A 20,833-nucleotide genomic window follows, 5' to 3' on the forward strand; every position below is an offset into this window, starting at 1 on the left:
CGAAGGTGGCCCTGCCGGTACCAGGAAGTCCGGTCCGACGGTCATGGCGCCCCTGAACGGCCGGCCGCGCCCGCCCCAGACTCGGAGCCACCCCGATGCGCAAGCGTCGCCGACGCCGTCCCCGTGACGGCCCGCTCCTGAGGAGTCCCTGTGAAGACGCTCATCGTCCACGCCCACCCGGAGCCGAAGTCGCTCAACAGCTCCCTGAAGGACCTCGCGGTCACCACCTTGACGAACGCCGGACATGAGGTCCAGGTGAGCGACCTGTATGCGATGCGGTGGAAGGCGGCCGCCGACGCCGCCGACTACGGAGTCCACGCCTCGCACCCGCTGAGCGTCGCCGCCGACTCGGGCCGCGCCTTCGAGGCCGGGGCGCTCACCGCGGACGTCGTCGCCGAGCAGGAGAAGCTGCTCTGGGCGGACACGGTCATCCTCCAGTTCCCGCTGTGGTGGTACTCGATGCCCGCGATCCTCAAGGGCTGGGTGGACCGGGTGTTCACCTACCGCTTCGCCTACGGAGTCGGCGAGCACAGCGCCACCAAGTACGGCGAGCGCTTCGGCGAAGGCACCCTGGCGGGCACCCGGGCCCTGCTGTCGGTGACCACCGGCGGCCCCGAGTCGCACTACGCCCCGCGCGGGATCAACGGCCCCATCGACGACCTGCTCTTCCCGATCCAGCACGGCATCCTCTACTACCCGGGCATCGACGTGCTGCCCCCGTTCGTGGCGCACGGCAGCGACCGGATGAGCGGCGAGGACTACCAGGACGTCGCCAAGGCCTGGGAACAGCGCCTGCGCACACTGGAGACGACCGAGCCGATCCCCTTCCGGCGGCAGAACTTCGGTGACTACGAGATTCCCTCGCTGCACCTGAAGGAGGGTCTGGAGCCCGCCGGGCGCACCGGGTTCGGGCTGCACGTGCGTGAGGCGCGGTGAGCGCGGCCCGCTGAAGAGGGAGCCGGGCGGGGGGAACGGGGCCCGACGAACAGGCTGTCGTCGGCAGCCCCCGCACCACTACCCGCCCCCTTCTCCCGCTCGGGGCACGAGAGGCAGGGGCTGCCTCCGCGTGCCCGCCCTCGCGGCACGTACGCACACGTCACCCGGATGCAGCAGCCCGGACCGCGGCCACGCGGCCCAGCCCCGCCGGGTACGGCAGTTCGCGGGCCAGGCTCTCCACGGCCTCCAGGGCTCGGGTGCGGGCGTGCCCGGTCAGCGTCGCCGCGTGCACCACCCCGGCCTCCACCTCGGCGAGCCGCTCTCCGGTGGCGCGGGCCCGCTCGGCCTCGGCCGCGGCCGACCGCCGGGCCGCCTCGGGCTCGCCGGACAGGAGATGCGCCCAGGCCGTCAGGACGGGCGCGCGGGCCTCGCCGAGCGCCGCTGAGACCTGGTGGGGGAGGCTTCGGCGCAGCGCGAGTTCGGCGCGGGCCGTGCGCACCTCGAAGCGGGCCTGCTGGTCACGGGCCATCCCGACCGTCCGCTCGGCGCGGTCCAGCGGGGCGGAGGCCCGCGCGGGCTCGCCGGTCCGCATCAGCACCCGGGCGAGCGCGGCCAGCGCGTACGGCAGCGACCACGCGTCGTCGGTGTCGGCGCCCGCCACCGCCGTGTCGGCGAGGTCGCGGGCGGCCTCGAACTCCTGGAGCAGCAGCCGCAGCTCCGCGAGGTTCGCCCGCTCGAACGCGGCGGCCGTCGGGTCCCCGGACTCCTCGGCGAGGACCAGCGCCCGCTGCCCGGTGGCGACCGCCTCCCGCAGCCGGCCGCTGCGCCGCGCGTTCTCGCGCAGCACGGAGAGCACGGAGCCCAGCAGCGCCGAGTCCCCGTAGGCGCGGGCGGGATCGAGGGCCAGGTCCGCCGCCTCGCGGGCCTCCCCGAAGCGGCCGGCCAGCGCCAGATTGGTGGCCTGCCCGGCGTAGCACCGGGCCAGCAGGCCCTGACCGGTCACCCCGGACACCTCCCGGGTGGGCGCGAGCGCCTGCCGGGCGGCCTCGTAGCCCTCCGCGTACCGGCCCTGCACGCCCAGCACGACGGCCCGCGCGAGGTGGTGGGTCGCCGTCGGTCCGGGCGCCGTGTCCCCGGTGGGCGGATGCGCGGCCAGCACGCCCCGCGCGGCGCGCGCGTCCTCGGACTTGACGAGGGTCTCCGCGAGCCGGGCCGCCGCGAGGACGGTGTCGTCGTGGTCCTCGCGCCGCACGAACTCGTCGAGCGCGCGCCGCAGGACATCGGCGGCCTGCTTGAAGTGGCCCATCCGGCGCAGGACCTGGGCGTGCGCGAGCCGGGCCCGGGCGGCGTCCACGTCGAGCCGGTCGACGAGGTCGCGGTAGTAGCGGTCGGCGGTGTCGTTGGCGTACACGGCGGCGGCGCGTTCCGCGGCCCGGCGCAGGTACTCGGCGGCGCGCGGATCGTCGGCCCGCGCGAAGTGCGAGGCGAGCGTGTCCACGGCGTCGGGCCGCCGGTCCAGGACGGTCTGCGCGAACGCGGCGTGCAACTGCTGCCGGCGTACGTCGCTGAGCTGCTCGTAGCAGGTGAGACGGACGAGCGGATGGCGGAAGGCGAGCCCGGACTCGGGGCGCCCGGCGACCACCACCCTGCGCTCCTCGACGATCCCGGCGGCGATGGCGTCCTCGATGGCGTCCGCGGCGTCCGCGGCGCCGGTGGACGGCCGCAGCCGCCGCGCGGCGACGTCGAGCAGTTCGGCGAGGGCCACCTCGGGGCCGGCGACGGAGAGCGCCTCCACGACGCGGCGGGTCCCTCGGTCGAGCCGCCCGAGCCGCTCGGCCACCAGCTGGCGCACTCCCTCGGGCGCCGCGCCGCCGCCGGGGTCCCGGGCGAGTTCGAGGGCGAACAGCGGGTTGCCGAGGGAGAGTTCGTACACCCGGTCGAACCGGCCCTCGGGACAGGAACGCGGCGCGGCGTCCCGCACCACCGCCCGGCACGCCTCCCGGCCGAGCCGCTCCACCTCGATCCGGGTCACCAGCCGGTGCCGGTGGAGCCGGGCCAGGGCGAGGCGCCGGACATCGCCCTCGGGCACCTGGTCCGCGCGGTAGGTCACCAGGAAACGCAGCGCGGTCCCCGTGCTCGCCGCCCGCCGGGCGAGATGCCCGAGCAGCTGGTACGAGCCCTCGTCGGCGGCGTGCAGATCGTCCAGGACGACGACCACCGGGCGGGCCGCCGCGAGTTGGTCCAGGAGGCCGGAGGCCGCACGGAACAGCCGGTCGCGCTCCTCCTCGGGCCCGCGCCGGGCGGCGCCGCGCACCCGGCCGAGCGAGGGCAGGAACGCGGCGAGCTCCGGGTACTCGGCGCCGGTCCTGGCCCGCTCCCCGGCGTCCCGGTCGGCGAGCCAGCCGTCGAGCGCCTCGGCGAACGCCCCGTACGGCGTGTGCCCTTCGGCGTCGTGCCCGCCGCCCCACAGCACGGCCGCCCCGGCGTCGGCGGCCCGCCGCGCCGCCTCACCGGCCAGGCACGTCTTGCCGATGCCCGCCTCCCCGCTGAGCACGGTGACCGGGGGCCCCGCCGGGTCGAACAGCCGGGCGAGGACGTCGTCGCGGCCGTGTACCCGCGGCGCGGGGGCCCGCAGCGGCGCGGGCAGCGTGGGCGCGGACGGCTGCGCCGCGGGCGTCGCGTCCAGGGCCGCGCGGTGCAGCCGCTCGGTCTCGCGGCCCGGCCGCACCCCCAGCTCCGCGTCGAGGGCGGCCCGGCACACGTGGTACTGGTGCACGGCGCGGCGGCGCAGCCCTTGGCGCAGGCAGGCCGACATGACGATGCGGTGCGCGCGTTCCTCGGCGGGGCTGGAAAGGAGGACCTGCTCGGCCACGGTGATCGCTTCGGTGGCGGAGCCCTGGGCCAGATGGGCGGCGGCGAGCGCGAGCAGCACCTCCAGGCGCAGGCCGGTGAGCCGGTCCCGGCGCGGCTGCGCCCAGGACGCGTAGCGGTCCTCCGGCAGCAGTTCGCCGGTGAACAGCGCGAGGGCGCCGGCGAGCGCGCCCGGATCCGCGGCGGCGAGTGCGGCCCGTGCCGCGGTCTCGGCCTCGTCGGCGTCGACGCGCACGGTGGCCGGGTCGAGACGCAGCAACGATCCTTCGGTGATCAGGTACGAGGAGCCCGCGCGCGGGGCGAGTTCGGGTTGCAGGGCGCGGCGGGCGGCGTGCAGGGCGACCCGCAGGCTGCCGGCCGCGGCGGCCGGGTCGGCGTCCGGCCAGCAGATGTCCATCGCCTGCTCGCGGTGGAGCTGGTGGCCGGGGGCGACGGCGAGCAGCTTGACCAGCGTCCGGGCGCTGGGCCTGGCCCAGCGCCCGGCGGGGGCGGGGCCCGCGTCGCGGGTGGCGGCGAAACCGCCGAAAAGGTGCAGGCGCAGCAGAGGCGGCCCCCCGGTCGTGCGGTCCGTCCGTTCTGCGTCCATCAGGGCGACAGCGTAACCGAGCAGGCCGCGCCCCTCGGGGCGAGGTCCAGGGGCCGCGGCGGCGCAGGCGGAGCGTCGTCGGCCCGCACCAAGAGGCGCGTGACCAGGCCGGATCGCCCGTCACCGGGACGGGGGTGGCGCCCCGACGGCCCGCGGGGCCGGCCTCCCGCACGGTGTCAGGGCGAGCTGCGGGGCAGGTCCCAGACGACCCGCTTGTCGCGCGGGCCGCGGATCAGGCCGCTGGTCTGCGCGGTGATCGCGGCGAGGGCGTTGATGGTCCAGTACGCCAGCGGATAGAGGGGGAGCAGGAGGCAGGCGTAGGGGAGCCGGGGGTCGAGGCGGAACTCGACGGCGGTGGCGACGGCGATCTGGATCATCGCGACGACGGCGATGCCCACGCCCCAGGCGATCATCCAGCGGAACTTGGTGTCACCGGGGTGGCTGATCCAGTGGACCACGCCCCACACGGTGGCCGCCAGCATGGTGAGCACCCAGAGGTAGGAGAGCAGGGCCTCCAAGGCGATGGGCCACATCGCCCAGTTGCGCGGGTGGACCACGGTGCGGGCATGGGTGCGCAGGACCTCGCCCTGGCCCCGGGCCCACCGGGTGCGCTGGGCCCAGATCCCGGCCACCCGCTGCGGCACCTGCATGCCCACCAGCGCGTGCGGTTCGAAGGCGGTCAGGTGTCCTGCTTCGAGGAGCCGCCAGGACAGTTCGATGTCCTCGGTGGCCATCTTCGGGTCGTAGCCGCCGACGGCGAGGACGGCGTCGCGGCGGAAGAGGCCGAGGACGCCGGCCACCGTGCCGACCCGGCCGGCCAGGGCGTGGGTGCGGCGCATCAGCCCGATCAGGGAGGCGGTCTCGAGCATCTGCATGGCGGTGATGATCTCGCCCCGGTTGGTGACGCGGGGGCTGCCCGCGACGGCGGCGTAGCGCGGCGAGCGCGTGATGCGGGCGACCAGGTGGCGCACGGCGTCCGGGTGCAGGTGGGTGTCGGCGTCGGTGACCAGGACGAGGTCGTGGCGGGCACGGCGCATGCCGTCGTTCAGGCGCTCGGCCTTGCCGACGTTGACGCCGTCGTCGAGGACGGTGACGCGGGGGTCGTCGGCCGCGGCGGCGCGGGCGGTGGCCACCGTGGCGTCGCGTGAGCCGTCGTTGAGGACGAGTACTTCGAGGTGCGGATAGTCCACTTCCTTGAGTGCCGCGACGCAGCGGGCGATCACCTGTTCCTCGTTGTAGGCCGGTACCAGGATGGTCACCCCCGGCCAGCCGCCGTCCGGGACCCGGATCTCCGGGCGCTCCTCCAGGACGCGGAACAGGGCGCCGCCCACCATCCACGCGGCGCCGGTCACCACCGGGTAGAACGCGAGGAAGGCCAGCAGGACGTCGAGGGGGCTCATGCGCGCTCCTGCCGGTGGCGCAGCGCGATGCCCCAGGCCGAGGCGAGGCCGAAGACGACCCAGGACACGACCAGGGCGAGCAGCAGGCGGCGCAGGATGTAGCTGTGGCCCAGCAGGACGACCGCGAGGACCCCGGCCGCGACCCAGACCAGCGCTCCGAGCAGGAAGGCCACCACCCTGCGGTTCCGGGAGGCGGGACGCGTGGGTTCGAACCTGACGTCCCGGCGGGGCCGACCTGTCCCCATGGGCGCACCTCCTCGCACGGCTCACGCGGCGCAGACTCCGCTCCTTGCCGTTCCGTTCTATCCGCGATGAGCGGAACGCGCCTCATGGGGGAGGCGGCCGGGGGGCCGCCCCCGGTGGTCGCGTACGCCGGACCGGCCGGGGGGCGTCCGGCGTTCGGGCCGGGCTGTGCGTGCGGGCACCCGAGGGGGTCGCACGCCGCCGCAGCGGTGGTGGGCGGCCCGCTCCCGACCATGGCGGGAAAGTCTGAATGGTGGTTCACTTCATGCATGGCCTACCGCAAGACCCCCGCCGAGATCAGCCGCCTGGACGCCACCAGGGAGCGGCTGGTCTCCTGCGCCACCGCGGTGGTCGCGGACGTCGGCTGGGCGCAGGCGTCCGTCAGCACCGTCGCCGCCGCGGCCGGGATCGCGGCAGGCTCGGTGTACCAGCACTTCCCGTCCAAGGCGGCCCTCGCCGTCGAGGTGTTCCGGCGCGCGGCCGGACGCGAGGTGGAGGTCCTCGGTGCGGTCCTGCGCGGCCCCGGCGACCCCGTCGAGCGGCTGGCCCACGCCGTGGACGTCTTCGCTCGCCGCGCCCTGGAGAACCGCGGCCTCGCCTACGCCCTGCTCGCCGCGCCCGCCGAACCCGCGGTCGGCGCCGAGCGCCTCGACTTCCGCCGCCGCTACCGCGCCCTGTACGCCGAGGTGGTGCGCGAGGGCGTGGCGGCGGGCCTGCTCCCGCCGCAGAACGCCGACATCACGGCCGCCGTCCTCACCGGCGCCATCGGCGAGGCCCTCGTCGACCCCCTCGGCACCCCCGACGAGAGCGCGGTCGGGGACCTCCTCGCCGATCTCACCGCCGCCGCCCTGCGCTGCGCGGGTGCCCCCACCGACTGACCGCCCGGACCCCCGCAGGAGATGCCATGCCGAGCCGACCCACCGCCGTCACCCACGACGTCACCAATCAGCCGCCCCCGCTGACCGGGCACGACGCCGCCGACGACCCCGTCCTGATCGAGGGCGTGCGGCGCGAGGGAGCCGAGTGGTCCCTCGACGACCTGCACCGCGTCGGCCGCCGCGCCGTCAGCGAGGAGGTGCAGCGCTGGGCCGACGAGGCCAACCGCCACGAACCCGCCCTGCGCACCCACGACCGTTACGGCCACCGCATCGACGAGGTCGACTTCCACCCCGCCTACCACTCCCTGATGGACGTGGCGGTCGGCGAGGGCCTCGCCGGCGCCGCCTGGGCCGACCCCCGCGCGGGCGCGCACGTCGCCCGGGCCGCCGCCTTCATGGTGTGGAGCGGCACCGAGGCGGGGCACGGCTGCCCCGTCTCCATGACCTACGCCGTCGTGCCGGCCCTGCGCCATGCCCCCGACCTCGCCAAGACGTACGAGCCCCTGCTCACCAGCCGAGAGTACGACCCCGGGCTGCGCACCCCGGCGGGCAAGCGAGGGCTGCTCGCGGGGATGGGCATGACGGAGAAGCAGGGCGGCACGGACGTCCGCGCCAACACCACGGCGGCCGTCGAGCAACCCGACGGCACCTGGCGGCTGCGCGGCCACAAGTGGTTCACCAGCGCGCCGATGAACGACCTCTTCCTCGTCCTCGCCCAGGCGCCCGGCGGCCTCTCCTGCTTCCTCGTCCCACGGGTCCTGCCCGACGGCAGCCGCAACACCTTCCGCATCCAGCGCCTCAAGGACAAGCTCGGCAACCGCTCGAACGCCTCCAGCGAACCGGAGTTCGACGACACCGTCGCCTGGCTCGTCGGCCCCGAGGGCAAGGGCGTACGCACCATCATCGAGATGGTCACCATGACCCGCCTCGACTGCGTCCTCGGCTCCGCCGCCGGGACCCGCGCCGCGCTCGCCCAGGCCGCGCACCACGCGCGGTACCGCTCGGTGTTCGGCGCGAAACTGATCGACCAGCCGCTGATGCGCAACGTCCTGGCCGACCTCGCCCTGGAGTCGGAGGCGGCCACCACCCTGGCGCTGCGCCTGGCCGGCGCCGCCGACCGGGCGCAGCGCGGGGACGGCGCGGAGCGCGCCTTCCTCCGCCTGGCCACCGCGGTCGGCAAGTACTGGGTGTGCAAACGCCAGCCCGCCGCCGTCGCCGAGGCCCTGGAGTGCCTGGGGGGCAACGGCTACGACGAGGCCTCGGGCCTGCCCCGGCTCTACCGCGACGCCCCGCTCAACGGCATCTGGGAGGGCTCGGGCAACGTCAACGCCCTCGACATGCTGCGCGCCCTCGCCCGGGAACCCGAATCGCTGGACGCCTTCCGCACGGAGGTGGCGGCCGCGGCCGGGGCCGACGCGCGCCTGGACACGGCCTGGCGCGAACTCCAGGGCGAACTGACGCTCACCGAGGACGCGCCGCTGCGGGCCCGCCGCGTCATCGAACGCGCCGCCCTCGTCCTGCAGGGCGCGCTCCTGGTCCGCCACGCGCCGCCGGCCGTGGCCGACGCCTTCTGCGCCACGCGCCTGGCGGGGGACCGCGGGCTTGCCTTCGGCACGCTGCCGCCGGGGACGGACTTCGCCGGGCTGCTGACGCGGCTGCCGGTCTGACCCACCGGGGACTGGGGACGGCCCTGGCCGTGCCTCAGCGGTGCCGTACCGGGGTGCCGTACCGGGGCGCCTGACCGGGCTGCCCTCGGTCCCCCCCGCCGTCAGTCGGCGGCGGAGTCGAGGGCGGCCTTCGCGTTCACCACGCCGAGCCCGAGCCGCTGCTGTCCACCCGGGTCGGTGGCGGTGTCCCGTACGGTCTTCATGATCTCGTCGGGCTTCATGCCGCGCTGATGCAGCAGAGCCGCCACGGCCGACACATACGGCGCCGCCATCGAGGTGCCGTCGAGTCTGCCGTACCCGGAGTCGTTCTTCTTCGTCAGCGCCACGGTGTACGTGGGCAGGGTGGAGAGGATGCCGACGCCCGGGGCCGAGACGGCGTTCTGCGCACCGAAGTTGGAGAACTCCGCCGGATGCCCGTCCTCGTCACTGGCCCCGACCACCAGCACGGGGGTGCCGACCTTGTAGGGCTGGGTGGCGGCGCCGTCGTTCCCCGCGGCGGCCACGACCACGGCGCCCTTGTCGTGGGCGTGCTGGATCGCCTTGTTGAGGATGCCGCCCTGCAACAGGTTGGACAGCAAAGGGCCTTCGCCGAGGGACAGGTTGATGACGTCGGCGCCGTGGTCGGCGGCCCAGACGATGCCCCTGGTGATGTCGGCGTTGGTGCCGCTGCCGTCCTGGCCGAGGACGCGGACCGGCATGATCTTCGCGCCGGGCGCCCCGCCCGCGATGCCGGTGCCGTTGTCGGTGTCGGCGGCGGCGATCCCGGCGACGTGGGTGCCGTGGCCGTACCCGTCCTGGGGAGTGCGGTCCCCGTCCACGACGTCGTACCCGCGCACGAGCCGGTCCTTGAGGTCCGGGTGGTCGAGGTCGACGCCGCTGTCGACGACGGCGATCACCGTGTCGTCGCCCTTCGCGTCGTGCCAGGCGTCGGGGAGCTTCAGCGTGTCCAGCGCCCACTGCTGATCGCGCATCGGGTCGGCCTTGCCGTCGTCACCGCCCCCGGATCCGCATCCCGTGGCGAGGCCGGTGAGGAGCAGACCGGACGCGAGGCTGGCGAGGGTCCGGGTGGCGCGGATCATGTACAGGTCTCCTTCTTCGGGGCGGCAGAACTTCTGGGGCGGTGGTGCGGTACAGATGCGTCGGCGGGCCGCTGAGCGAGACGGCCTCGGCAGGGCAGGGCTCCCGCAGGGTGGGTGCCCCGCTGGGCTACGCGGCGTCGGCGGGCCGGGGTCCCCGTAAGGTGGGCGCTCCGCGCGCTAGCCGTCCGGGCCCCCGGCCGTCGCCGCGCCGGGCGCGGTGCGACCCGTACCGCCCACGAACTCCACGACCGCGAGCACGACCAGCAGACACAGCGCGATGCCGACGACCACCCAGGCCGTCGGGCGGTCCCAGAACAGGTAGACGAGCAGGGCGGCGGCCACCGGAACCCAGGTGAACCAGGCGCGGAAGCGGCGGACGAAGGGCCCGACGCGGCCGGTACGCCATCCGGCGTGTTCGGCGGTGGTCCGGGCTGCTTCGATGCCCGAGGTCCACACCCCGCGCACCAGAGAGGCCCGCCGCCCCGGCCCGGTCAGCCAGGCCGCGAGGGCGACGACGACACCGAGCGCGACCACCATGCGGACCGTGGTGAACAGGAAGCGGGTCAGGGCGTCGTACACGGCGGCGGCCGCGTCCTGCGAGACGCTCGCGGGCAGCCGGTCGAGGTAGAGCACCCGGAAGACGCGCAGCCCGACCCCGAGCAGCCCGGTGGCGACGGCGGCGGCGAGCGCCGTGCCCACCAGCGCCCTGCGGCGGCGTACGGAGAGCAGGACACCGGCGGCGAGGAGGGCCAGGGCGACGACGGGCAGCCAGTTCCCGGCGAGTTGCAGCAGCCGTACGTAGGTCCGCGCCTTGCCGACGTTCTCCGACCTCACCAGGGTGAACCCGGTGTGCAGTTCGGGGATCCGGTCCGCCGCGGTCAGTCCCGCGTCGACGAGGCGCTGTTCGACGCGGGCGACGACGGGGGCGAGGTCGAGGGTGACGGTGTCGTCCTCCAGGCGGACGGCGCCGCCGCCCTTGCCGGTCAGCGCCTTGTCCAGGGCGCCGTGAGCTTGTCGGTTGCCCTGCTCCCAGAGGGCGGCGAACGCCGAGGAGCGGGCCACGGCACGGGCCTTGTCGTGGACCAGAGCGCGGACCGCGCCCTCCAGCGAGTCCCCGAGCCTGCCCAGCGCCTTCTCCAGGCGGGGCCGGTCCTCGGCGGGCACGTCGGACAGCATGGTCGACAGGTCGATCCGGGCCATGAGCGCGTCGGTGGCCCGGTCCGCGACGGCGTCCTGCACGGCCGGTTCCGAGGCGAGCGGCCCGACCGTCGCGACGTACCGGTCGGTGTCCCCGACCTGGTCGGCCGCCCACGCCGCGACCACGGCGAGCGGCGCGAGCACGCAGCCGACCACGATGAGGACCGCCGCCAGGAACGAGCGCCCCCGATGCCGACGGCGCCGGACCGCGTGCTCCGCCTCCAGCGACGCGACCCGGCCGCGCAACTCCCGCAGTTCGGCCTCGGGGTCCGGGCCCGCGGGTCCGGCGCCGTCCGTCACCACCGCCTCCTCCCGGCACGGCTGCGTCCCGGCGCGCGACCATGCCTGGTCCCAGGGGAACGGCTGGGCCGGTGTCGGGCGAGGCGGGCCGTCCGTTCGTGTGAGGCCGGCGGCCGGTCGGGGGAGCGGGCCGCGGTCGGCGACCGGCCCGCTCCCGGTAGGCGTCAGCCGGTGATATCGATGCGGCCGTCGGCCCGCTCGGAGGACGGGTCCGGTGCCGCCGCAGGGGCCTTGGACGCGGGGACGAGAGCCTTGCCGCCCGTGAGGTTCTTCAGCAGCTCGGCGAGGTCGACACCCGTGGTGGAGGTGAGGAGCTCGACGCCCTGCGCGACGTTGTCGGCCACGGTGCGGGACAACTGGCTCGCCCCGTCCGTCGAGATCACCGTCATCTTGTCGACGGCCGAGAGCGGCTCCGACGCCTTGGCGACGACCTGCGGCAGGACCTCGACGACCATCTGCAGCACGGCCGCGTCCCCGTACTGCGCGAAGGCGTCCGCCTTCTTCTGCATGGCCTGGGCCTCCGCGGCGCCGCGCGCGCCGATCGCGGCGGCCTCCGCCTCACCCTCCAGGCGGACGGCGTCCGCGAGCGCGGCACGGTGCGCCTTCTCGCCCTCACCGGTCAGGCGGGAGCGCTGCGCGTCGGCCTCGGCCTGCTTGACCATGGCGATGCGGCGCGCCTCGGCCTCCTGCTCGGCCTGGTACCGGGCGGCGTCGGCCGGCTTGCGGACCTTCGTGTCCAACTCCCGGTCGGTGAGGGCAGCCTGCCGCTCGGCGACCTTCTCCTGCTCGCTCAGCACCTCCTGGCTCCGGGCGGCCTCGGCGAGCGGGCCCGCCGCGTTCGCCTGGGCCGCGGCCCGGTCCGTCTCCGCCTTGATCTCGGCCTGCTTCAGCGCGAACGTACGCTGTGCGACCGCGATCTCCTCCTCGGCCTTCAGCCGCGCCTGCTCGGAGGCCCGGCGCGCGACGGCCTCGGCGATGTCCGCCTCCTGCTTGGCGCGTGCCGCCTCGGGCCGGCCGAGGTCCTCCAGGTACGTCCCCTCCGTGGTGATGTCCTGGATCTGGAACGCGTCGAGCACCAGCCCCTGCCCGGACAGCGACGCCTCGGCCTCCTCGGCGACCTGGCCCGCGAACGCGGCGCGGTCGCGGATGACGTCCTCCACGGACATCCGGCCCACGATCGAGCGCAGCGCACCCGACAGCACTTCCTGCGTGAAGCCGACGATGCCGTCCTGCTGCATCAGGAACCGCTGCGCGGCGGCACGGATCGAGTCCTCGGTGCCGCCCACCTTCACGATGGCGACCCCTTCGAGATGGGCCTTGACGCCCCGCAAGGTGACCGCGCCGCGCACCGCGACCGGAATGTGCCGCGACGACAGGTCGAGGGTGAACTTCTGCTGGACGAACGGGACGACGAAGACGCCGCCGCCGACCACGACCTTCTGCCCGCTGTTGTCGGTGAAGACCCGGCCCGTCTCCGGGTCGGTGGACTTCTTGCCGCGCCGCCCGGTGACGATGAACGCCTGACTGGGCCCCGCGACCTTGTAGCGGGTCACGACGACGAGCGCCAACAGGACGACGAGTGCGACGACTCCGGCGACGGCGATGGCTACTGGACTCATGATGGATTCCCCCTCTGCCTCCCAGCGGCGGCAGTCGGTTGTTGCGAATAGGCAGCTGCGACAGAGCTGCTGCGATGAAACGGTTGTTGACAGGGCTGTTGCCGATGAGGGCGCGGCCCTCGCGGCCGTCCCAGGTGGGCGGCCGCGGTCGACGCCCTCCACGCCCGTCAGCCGTAGACGCCCCCCGGACGCGTCAGCGGTCGACGGGGCGGACCGCGACCGAGGTCGGCGAGAGGACCTCCTCGACCCACACCTCGGTGCCGCGCGCGACGGCGACCTGGCTCCTGGACGCGAACTTGGCGCGCTGGCCGCCCAGGTGGAGCAGCACCTCGCCGTAGCCGCCGACCGGGATCGCGGTCACCACGGTCCCCGGCGTGCCGACGAGATCGGTGCCTCGCGGGGTGGCGGTGGTCTGGTCCCGCATCAGGGCCCGGCTGAGCCGCCAGGTCGGCCAGGCCGCACCGGCTCCGGCCGCCGCGCCGACGACGAGGGCGACCCCGGTGCCGAGCTCCGTGGTGCCGAGCACGATCGCGCCGGCGAAACCGAGCATCGACAGGAAGCCCGCGATCACCGGGAGCGAGAGCACCCCGTCCAGCACCCCGTCCAGTGCGCCGACCCCGTCGAAGAGCCCTTCCAGGACCCCGTCGAGCACCAGGGAGAGCATGAGGAGGGCCAACCCGGCGATGCCGAGACCGAGAAACCAGTTCATCGCGTCCGCCCCCTCCGACCGGCCGTGTGCCGTGGTGATGCCGGGATCGTCGCATGCCGGGCAAGGTCATCACATTGCCTGATTCCGGCAATCTTTACGCGTCTTTGATGCCGGAGCGCTCCGGGCCGGCGGGGCGCGAGGACGGCAGCCGTACGGTGGGGGACCGCGCACACGGGCCGTCGGCACGGCCGGCCGGTCCGCGCGGCGGGGAGGGCCGTCAGCCCCACTGCCGGGCGCCGAAGACCACTGCGCTAGAAAGGCGTCAGCAGCGCACCGAGAGCCGGGGGAGACCATGGACGAGACGGAGACGACGGCCGACTGCCTGGACGGGTACGCCCGGCTCCTGTCGGAGGCCTCCGCCACCGGACGACGGCTGACGCGCGACGAACTCGACGCACGCCGCGCCCTGGGCGAGCGGGCCGCCGAGGACGGGCACAGCATGCGGACGCTGGTCGCGGCCCACCTGAGCGCGGCCCGCAGGCACTGGCCGGCCGGTGCCGTGGCACCCGACAGCGTCCTGTCGGTGATAGAACAGGCGGTGGACGCGTTCGCCGAGGGGTACGAACGCGCCCAGCGCGCGGCCGTGCGCCAAGAGGAGGCGGCGCGCCGGGAGTTCATCGACGACCTGCTCTACGGGCGCAGCGACGTGGGCCGCCTCGCCGAGCGCGCCGAACGCTTCGGACTCCGCCTCGCCCACGCGCACGCCGTGGCGGTCGCCCGGGGTGGTGCCGCGTACGAGGAGGGCGACCCGGTGCCGCGCGGCGTCGAAGCCGCGATGATCAGCCGTTTCGGCCACCGCGACATCCTGGCCACGACCAAGGACGGGCGGCTGGTCTGCGTCGCCCCCGGCGACCAGGACGAGGTCCTCGCCTTCTTCGCCAAGCAGGCCTACGCGGCCACGGACGGCTGCCAGGTCGCCATCGGCCGGCCCCGGCCCGGCCCCGGCGGCGTCGTCCACTCCTACGAGGAGGCCCTGAAGGCGCTGGACCTCGCGGAGCGCCTCGGTCTCGACGAGCCGGTCCTGCGCGCGGCCGACCTCCTCGTCTACCCGGTGCTCACCCGGGACCGGCAGGCCATGGCCGATCTCGTGGTCAACACCCTCGGCCCCCTCCAGCAGGCCCGCGGCGGCGCCCGCCCCCTTCTCGACACGCTCACGGCCTACTTCGACGCGGGCTGCGTGGCGGCCGAGGCGGCCCGTCTCCTCTCCCTGAGCGTGCGGGCCCTCACCTACCGCCTGGAGCGCATCCGCAAGCTCACCGGGGCCGACGCCGCCGACCCGGTGCAGCGGTACACCTTGCAGACCGCGGTCATCGGCGCCCGCCTTCTCGACTGGCCTGGGCGGGAGCCGGAGCCCGGCGAGGACTCCGCCGTGCGTTCCGCCGGTCGCTCCGGCGGGCGTTGAGCCGCGTTTCGCGCCGGGGCGGCGCCCGTAGCCCGCGCACGCACATCGCTTCGGCCAAATTGCGCCGGGCGGCGCCGCGGCGGTGCGGCGGCCGCATCAGCGCGCCGACCTCGTCCTACGCGATCGTCACCCAGGACATAGCGGCGTACGGGAAGCACGTGAAGGGGAATGATTCCGGCCGGTACCCGTCGGCATATGCGGTTGAGCTTTGCCCAAGGCTTGGTCAGGGCGTTACGTTCTGCGTCATGTCGGTGACTCAGCAGCAACCGACGGGGGGTCAGTCAGCGGGGGAGTTGAACGCGCGGATCCGGGCTCTGATCATCCGCAGCGGCGGTTTCCTCAACGAGGAACAGCGACGGGAGTACACCGAGTTGCTGGAGGCGTGGGCGATCGCGGTGCGGCGGCGGTGACGCCGGGCCGCCTGGGGCGCCGCGGTGCGTGCCGGGTGCGGGACGCTTGCTTCCCTCGGTGGGGTGAGCGCTGCTGATGCCCCATCAGGACCCTGCCCGTGTCCGGCTGTTCGGTGCCGGACAGGTGTTTCCTCCGGCTCGGATGAGGTACCCGCGCACGGTGCAGGGCCCTGCGCCCGCTGGGGTCGCGCCGCTGACGGCGCGGCCCCAGCCGCCGTCCCCTTCCGGCGTCGCATCCCGCTAGGCGGCCGGATAAGGGGCACCTGCGCGTGGAGAGCGAGCGGAGGGGACTTGCTCTCCACGCGCACCCGACGGCCGAGGGTGTGGGGCCTACGGCGGAGGCGCCGCCTGCTGGTACGGGGCGATTTACTGGTACTGGGCGATCTGGATGAGGTTGCCGCAGGTGTCGTCCAGTACCGCGGTGGTCACGGGGCCCATGGCCGCCGGCTCCTGGGTGAACCGGACGCCGAGGCCGCGCAGCCGGTCGAACTCGGCCCGCACGTCATCGACCGCGAACGAGGTCGCCGGAATGCCGTCGGCGACCAGCGCCTCCTTATACGGCTTGACGGCCGGGTGGCCCGAGGGTTCCAGCAGCAGCTCGGTCCCGTCCGGGTCCTCCGGCGAGACCACGGTCAGCCACCGGTCCGTGCCCATCGGGACGTCGTGCTTCTTCACGAAGCCCAGCACCTCGGTGTAGAAGTGCGCGGCCGTCTCCTGGTCGTCGACGAAGACGCTGGCCAGGTTGATCCTCATGACGTGCTCCTGGGTGCATCGGGCCCGAGCCAGCGGCTCACGATCGACTCGAGCGGTTCGGTGTTCAGGTCGTGGAACTTGTAGCGCCCCTGGCGGCGGACCCGGACCAGGTCGGCGGCCTCCAGCACGGCGAGGTGCTGGCTGATCGCCTGGCGGGACAGCCCCAGACCGTGCTTGGTGGCCAGCCGCGCGCATATCTCGAACAGCGACTGGCCGCCGCGGTCCGCCAGCTCGTCGAGGATGCGTCGGCGGGTGGGGTCGGCCAGTGCCTTGAAGACATCGTCCGTCACCGCACCAGCATAGGCAAGTAACGACTTGCCTATCAACCGCGATGTCTGACAGTGCTGTCAGACATCGGATCGAGCAGGTGGTGACCCTGAACCACGACGGCAACCGGGTCGCCTCGCGCTGGGTCATCCACGGCAGGAACTTCGGCGTACTCGCCACGGAGCCGGACGGCCGGCCGATCTCGGTCACCGGCACGGCGGTCTGGGCCGTGAGCGCCGACGGGAGGCTTCAGCGCAACTGAGTGGAGCGTTCTTCGTACGAGCTTCTGCACCGTCTGGCGGCCTGAGGCGTCCGACCGCGTGGGCGCGGACTCTGCCCCGGGCGCGGCTCGTCGTCACCACCACGCGGGGCCTGACGGTGATGGAGCGCGCCGCCCACACCCCCGACGACCTCCGGGCCATCGCCACCTCCCTCGTCGACTGCCTCACCACGGGCGCCGGCGGGCGCTGACCGCGAGGACCAGGGGCAGGTCCCCGACGGGGGCGGCGGACCGGCGCACACCGCGGCGGGGCGAGGTGGCCCGATTCTTCCCGGCCCCGTGGGGGAGGGGTCGAGCGCGATGCAGGAGACCAGGGCCCGGCACGCCGTGCGGCCCCGGTCGTGGAGCGGGTCAGCAGGTGACGACCTTGCCGTAGGAGCCGCGGCCCCAGTTCCACTCCCACTGTTCACCGGGCTGGTAGGTGAGACACGGCGAGTCGCTGCCCCAGTCGATGACGACCTTCAGGTGCATGGCCTCGCCGCAGTTGTTGGTGACCTTCACGTACTTCCGGTGCTTGATGACGTCCCGCCTGACGCAGGCCGGGGCCGTGCCCCGGAGCGCGGCCGCGGTGGCCGCGGGCTCCGCGGAGGCGGGGGAGACGGCGGAGGCGGGGGCGGCCGTGGCGAGGCCGCCCCCGAGGAGGGCCGAAGCGGCGATGAGACCGCCGGCGAGGCGCGTGCGGTACGACGTCATGGCGAGGTTCCTTTCTCTGGGCCCGGAGAGGCCGTGAGCTGCGCAATCGTGCGTCACAGACTCTGCCGACCCCGCCGGCTCCCAAGCCACCGACATGGCCGAAGTACATCCCTTCGGGGACACGGCGTACGCCGATCCGGTCCGGTGCCACCGGTCTGCGCCGTAGTGTGCGGGGCCGTGCCGAGGCCCCTCTCGCTCGGACATCATCGCGATGCGTTTCTGCACCAGCACCCAGCGCTACCCTGACCAGCGACGACGACCCGCACCGCGGCGCCCACTACGATTCCGGTAGTCGTATGGACCGTCTTTTTGATCGTTGAACGCACAAGGAGAAGCGCTGTGCCCCTGGTGAGCGTCGTGATGCCCGTGTACAACTCCGCCGCAACGCTCGGCGCTGCGGTCCGGTCGGTGCTCACGCAGACCCACAGCGATCTGGAGCTGCTGGTCACCGACGACCAGTCCTCTGACGAGTCCATGGACCTGCTGAGGGAGTTCGCCCGCCAGGACGAAAGGGTCCTCCCCGAGACGGCTCCCGAGCGCGGCGGCGCCGGCCGGGCGCGCAACCTCGCCATCCAGCGGGCCAAGGGCGACTACGTGGCGTTCCTCGACAGCGATGACATGTGGCTGCCGGAGAAGACCGAGCGGCAACTCGCGTTCGCCGCGGAGGGCACCGCCCCGCTCACCTACACCTCGTACTACAAGATGGACGCGGACTATGCCGGGGAGAGCACCGACTTCGTCCCGAACGGACGGGTGATCCGCGCCCGCGCGCACGTGGACTACCGCGCCATGCTGGTCAAGGACTACATCGGCGCCCTGACCGCCATGTACGACCGCAACGCGCTGGGCACGAAGCTGATGCCGGAGATGCGCAAGCGCCAGGACTACGCGCTGTGGCTGTCGATCATGCGCGACGGCGCGGACGCCCGCGGCCTCGCCGAGCCCCTGGCGGTCTACCGCGCCCACCAGGCGGGCTCCCTGTCCTCGAACAAGCTCTCGCTGGTCCCGTACAACTGGGAGCTGTACCGCGAACACGAGGGCCTGTCGGTGCCCCGGTCGACGCGGGCCCTGGCCGGGGCGGTGTGGCAGTCGCTGCGCAACTCCCGTATCTAGCCGGTATCCAGCCGGGCAACGGCCGGAGCCGTCCCGGCGGTACCAGCTTCTTCAGCTGTGCAGCAGTGACATCAACAGCCGGTGGGTCTCCTGGTCGGCGGCTGCCACGAGCCCACGACCGGCGCCGCCGACTGGGGCGCCGTCGAAACCGGTGACCGTGTAGCCGGCGTACCCCGGCTGCCGCGACGGCCGCATCGTTCGAACGCGCGTATGGGTCGATCGCCACGCGTGCAACCTGTCGGACGGACCACGGCCGCCGAGGCGCACCGCCGACTCCGACCGCGGGACCGTGCCCCGCCCCCCAGGCCGCGCCACGGTGACAGGCCTGTGACAGAAGCGAGGGCAACGGGGGGCCGGGGTCGGGGGTCGTACGAAGTGAGCACCGACCTACATGGGGGAACACCGACATGAACGCACACCTGCGCAAGGGAACGATGGCACTGGCCGCGATGGCGGCCGTGGCGGGCGCCGCTGCCGCGACGACTCCGGCGGCGGCCGCCACCGACCCGCGGTTCCTCGCCCCGTCCGAACTGCCGCCCCACCCGCGCTCCGCGTGGTTCGCGGACCCGGTCACCGCGGGGCAGCCCGACCCGCTGCCGATGTGCGTGGGCGACGCCCTGCCCTCGACGTCCGTGCACCGCGTCTTCCGTACCGACTACGACACGGGAGCGCTCCAGGTGACCGTCGTCGAGCGCGGCGCTCAGCGCGCCAAGGCCTTCGCGGCGCTGCTGCGCGAGCACCTGTCGGCCTGCCCGCACGAGCTGGTCACGCAGGACCCCGACGTGACCGCGACCGAGCGGTTCTACGGCAAGCTGGCCGTCGGGGACGGCGCCGAGGTCTTCGGGATCAACACTACGACCACGTGGGGCGCCACGGACATCAACCTGTTCTCCATCGGCCGCGACGGCAACGTGGTCACGCTCGTGAAGTGGGGCGAGATGGGCGACTTCACGAACGCACCGGTCACGGCCTTCAAGGCGACGACGGTCACAGCGGTGAAGAAGCTGCGTTGACGGTTCCCTCCTAGGGGGGGCAGGGGCAGGGGCAGGTCGCGGCGGGCCGGACGCCGTGCCCTGCCCCTGTTCAGCCGACGCCCCACCTCCGGCCCGCACCAGACCTGCCGCACCGGCAAAACGCCGACGAACCGCCGACCGCACACCCGCGAACCAACAGAAAGGCCCCCATGCCCAACCGCTGGGCCGGTGTCACCATCGACTGTCTCGACGTCGAGAAGGTGGCGGGCTTCTGGAGTGTCCTGCTCGATCGCGCGCCCGGTCCGGCCCTGCCCGGCTGGGTCTACCTCGGTGACCGCGGCGACGCGCTGCCCCGGCTCGTGTTCCAGCCGGTCGCCGAGCCGAAGCGGGGGAAGGTCCGCCTGCACCTCGATGTCGCCGTTGACGACATCGCCGAGGGCATCGCCCAAGTCGTCGCCCTCGGAGGCCGGTTCACTGGCGAACGGCACGACTACGACGAGGGCGTGGTGGTCGTGATGGCCGATCCCGAGGACCATGAATTCTGCCTGACCCAGTACTTCTGACCCCAGTCCGACCCGCAACGCCCGGGCCGGGTACGGAACATGCCCGGTTCGCGGCCCCGCGCGCCGCATCACCGCTGGCGTCGCGCGGCGCGGTCGTCGGCGTCGCCTCCGTCTCCGCCCTGCGCGACGGCACGAGCAACGTGCCGTACGCCACGTCGAGAGCGGCCCTGCTGCAACTGTGCCGTTCCGTCGCCGTCGACTACGGGCGCCAAGGGGTCAGGTCCAACGTGGTCTGCCCGAGCTGGGTGCGCACCGAGATGGCCGACCGCCGCATGACCCGCTTCGCCGCGGACGCGGGCCTGGGCGAGGGAGGTGAGGCGGCGGCCTACGAGCAAGCCACCAGGCTGCTGCCGGGAGGGCGGCCGGGCGAGCCCCGCGAGGTCGCCGAGGCCATCGCCTGGCTGCTCTCCCCGGCGACCTCGTACGTGAACGGCGCCGTCCTCACCGTCGACGGCGGGGCGACGGCCCTCGACCCGGGGACGCGAGGCTTCGACTTCCACGTCACGCCCCGCGTCCACCCGATCCCCGACCCCGTCTGACCCAGCACCCTCTTCGGAGGGTGAACGCCGTTCGCCGACGTGGACACCGGGGTCGCCGCCTGCGCCACGGACGTGCCCGGGGGTGTCGTCCCGTCCACCCGACCCCCGCCCGTCCCGGGCCCGCGGCCACCGTCGTCCCGTCAACTCCCGGACTGAGTAGGCGACATGGCCGCGCCGGGCCGACCGCCCCGGTCCAAGCCTTACATGGTCGAGCCATGCATTCCGTACCGCACATCCGTATTTGTGTAGTCCCTTGACGAATCAGGGGGCCGTTGCCAACATGCGAAATTCGCACGGACCGCAGCGCCTTGAGATCCTCCGCACAGATCGGCACCGTCTCCAGGGAATGACAGC

19 protein-coding genes and 2 pseudogenes are annotated in these 20,833 nt (G+C 74.0%); 10 read left to right on the forward strand and 11 right to left on the reverse strand.

Annotation, left to right across the window (positions count from 1 at the left end; genetic code table 11):
* Positions 1-150: 150 nt before the first annotated feature.
* Positions 151-936, forward strand: coding sequence for an NAD(P)H-dependent oxidoreductase (locus ACIBW6_RS21545; protein WP_399061898.1), 786 nt, complete (start codon positions 151-153; stop codon positions 934-936).
* Between the two features lie 160 nt (positions 937-1,096).
* Here ACIBW6_RS21545 and ACIBW6_RS21550 read toward each other — a convergent pair whose 3' ends face one another.
* The 3 genes from ACIBW6_RS21550 to ACIBW6_RS21560 all read right to left on the reverse strand — a co-directional run bounded on the left by ACIBW6_RS21550 (position 1,097) and on the right by ACIBW6_RS21560 (position 6,038).
* Positions 1,097-4,393: an ATP-binding protein gene (locus ACIBW6_RS21550; RefSeq protein WP_399061900.1), complete on the reverse strand. Its 3,297-nt coding sequence runs from the start codon at positions 4,391-4,393 to the stop codon at positions 1,097-1,099.
* Positions 4,394-4,569: 176 nt separating this feature from the next.
* A complete protein-coding gene (locus tag ACIBW6_RS21555; protein ID WP_399061902.1) occupies positions 4,570-5,793 on the reverse strand; it encodes a glycosyltransferase in 1,224 nt (407 codons plus the stop codon).
* Positions 5,790-6,038, reverse strand: a complete 249-nt coding sequence (locus ACIBW6_RS21560; RefSeq protein WP_399061904.1) for a hypothetical protein — start codon at positions 6,036-6,038, stop codon at positions 5,790-5,792. Before ACIBW6_RS21560 ends, ACIBW6_RS21555 begins: the two co-directional genes overlap by 4 nt.
* Positions 6,039-6,305: 267 nt before the next feature.
* Here ACIBW6_RS21560 and ACIBW6_RS21565 point away from each other — a divergent pair, with 267 nt between their 5' ends.
* Together ACIBW6_RS21565 and ACIBW6_RS21570 are read left to right on the forward strand one after the other, a co-directional pair.
* Entirely contained in the window at positions 6,306-6,914 is a 609-nt protein-coding gene (locus ACIBW6_RS21565; RefSeq protein WP_399061906.1) for a TetR/AcrR family transcriptional regulator, read from the forward strand.
* Between the two features lie 26 nt (positions 6,915-6,940).
* Positions 6,941-8,581: an acyl-CoA dehydrogenase family protein gene (locus ACIBW6_RS21570; protein WP_399061908.1), complete on the forward strand. Its 1,641-nt coding sequence runs from the start codon at positions 6,941-6,943 to the stop codon at positions 8,579-8,581.
* A 101-nt stretch (positions 8,582-8,682) separates the two neighbouring features.
* On the opposite strand, the gene ACIBW6_RS21575 is transcribed toward ACIBW6_RS21570, so the two are convergent.
* From ACIBW6_RS21575 to ACIBW6_RS21590, 4 genes are all read right to left on the reverse strand, one after another.
* Entirely contained in the window at positions 8,683-9,660 is a 978-nt protein-coding gene (locus tag ACIBW6_RS21575; RefSeq protein ID WP_399061910.1) for a S8 family peptidase, read from the reverse strand.
* A gap of 177 nt (positions 9,661-9,837) precedes the next feature.
* Positions 9,838-11,160, reverse strand: a complete 1,323-nt coding sequence (locus ACIBW6_RS21580; protein ID WP_399061912.1) for a hypothetical protein — start codon at positions 11,158-11,160, stop codon at positions 9,838-9,840.
* 161 nt (positions 11,161-11,321) lie between these two features.
* Positions 11,322-12,776, reverse strand: a complete 1,455-nt coding sequence (locus ACIBW6_RS21585; RefSeq protein ID WP_399061915.1) for a flotillin family protein — start codon at positions 12,774-12,776, stop codon at positions 11,322-11,324.
* A 193-nt stretch (positions 12,777-12,969) separates the two neighbouring features.
* Entirely contained in the window at positions 12,970-13,485 is a 516-nt protein-coding gene (locus ACIBW6_RS21590; protein WP_399061917.1) for a hypothetical protein, read from the reverse strand.
* Between the two features lie 292 nt (positions 13,486-13,777).
* Here ACIBW6_RS21590 and ACIBW6_RS21595 point away from each other — a divergent pair, with 292 nt between their 5' ends.
* Positions 13,778-14,887: a PucR family transcriptional regulator gene (locus tag ACIBW6_RS21595; RefSeq protein ID WP_399061918.1), complete on the forward strand. Its 1,110-nt coding sequence runs from the start codon at positions 13,778-13,780 to the stop codon at positions 14,885-14,887.
* A gap of 245 nt (positions 14,888-15,132) precedes the next feature.
* Positions 15,133-15,297 (forward strand): hypothetical protein, encoded by a 165-nt coding sequence (locus ACIBW6_RS21600; RefSeq protein WP_399061920.1) that lies wholly within the window; start codon positions 15,133-15,135, stop codon positions 15,295-15,297.
* 366 nt (positions 15,298-15,663) lie between these two features.
* On the opposite strand, the gene ACIBW6_RS21605 is transcribed toward ACIBW6_RS21600, so the two are convergent.
* A complete protein-coding gene (locus ACIBW6_RS21605; protein ID WP_399061922.1) occupies positions 15,664-16,050 on the reverse strand; it encodes a VOC family protein in 387 nt (128 codons plus the stop codon).
* Positions 16,047-16,340, reverse strand: coding sequence for an ArsR/SmtB family transcription factor (locus ACIBW6_RS21610; protein ID WP_399061924.1), 294 nt, complete (start codon positions 16,338-16,340; stop codon positions 16,047-16,049). Before ACIBW6_RS21610 ends, ACIBW6_RS21605 begins: the two co-directional genes overlap by 4 nt.
* 41 nt (positions 16,341-16,381) lie before the next feature.
* On the opposite strand from ACIBW6_RS21610, the gene ACIBW6_RS21615 reads away from it, so the two are divergent.
* Positions 16,382-16,579 carry a nuclear transport factor 2 family protein gene (locus ACIBW6_RS21615; RefSeq protein ID WP_399061926.1) on the forward strand — a complete coding sequence of 66 codons (198 nt, stop codon included), beginning with the start codon at positions 16,382-16,384 and terminating at the stop codon, positions 16,577-16,579.
* A gap of 369 nt (positions 16,580-16,948) precedes the next feature.
* Here the strand turns inward: ACIBW6_RS21615 and ACIBW6_RS21620 are convergent, their stop codons facing one another.
* A complete protein-coding gene (locus tag ACIBW6_RS21620; RefSeq protein ID WP_399061928.1) occupies positions 16,949-17,290 on the reverse strand; it encodes a hypothetical protein in 342 nt (113 codons plus the stop codon).
* 339 nt (positions 17,291-17,629) lie between these two features.
* On the opposite strand from ACIBW6_RS21620, the gene ACIBW6_RS21625 reads away from it, so the two are divergent.
* Positions 17,630-18,403, forward strand: a complete 774-nt coding sequence (locus tag ACIBW6_RS21625) for a glycosyltransferase family 2 protein (RefSeq protein WP_399061930.1) — start codon at positions 17,630-17,632, stop codon at positions 18,401-18,403.
* A gap of 51 nt (positions 18,404-18,454) precedes the next feature.
* Here ACIBW6_RS21625 and ACIBW6_RS21630 read toward each other — a convergent pair.
* Positions 18,455-18,571: pseudogene (locus ACIBW6_RS21630) on the reverse strand (phosphatase); the annotation flags it as partial.
* Between the two features lie 239 nt (positions 18,572-18,810).
* Here ACIBW6_RS21630 and ACIBW6_RS21635 point away from each other — a divergent pair.
* The 3 genes and pseudogenes from ACIBW6_RS21635 to ACIBW6_RS21645 all read left to right on the forward strand — a co-directional run.
* On the forward strand, positions 18,811-19,416 hold the full coding sequence (locus ACIBW6_RS21635) for a hypothetical protein (RefSeq protein WP_399061932.1): 606 nt from the start codon (positions 18,811-18,813) through the stop codon (positions 19,414-19,416).
* 170 nt (positions 19,417-19,586) lie between these two features.
* On the forward strand, positions 19,587-19,940 hold the full coding sequence (locus tag ACIBW6_RS21640; protein WP_399061934.1) for a VOC family protein: 354 nt from the start codon (positions 19,587-19,589) through the stop codon (positions 19,938-19,940).
* A gap of 47 nt (positions 19,941-19,987) precedes the next feature.
* Positions 19,988-20,479, forward strand: a pseudogene (locus ACIBW6_RS21645) (SDR family oxidoreductase); the annotation flags it as partial.
* Positions 20,480-20,833 lie beyond the last annotated feature (354 nt).

The sequence above is a fragment of the Streptomyces sp. NPDC049813 genome (genome assembly GCF_044465085.1).
Lineage (GTDB): Bacteria > Actinomycetota > Actinomycetes > Streptomycetales > Streptomycetaceae > Streptomyces.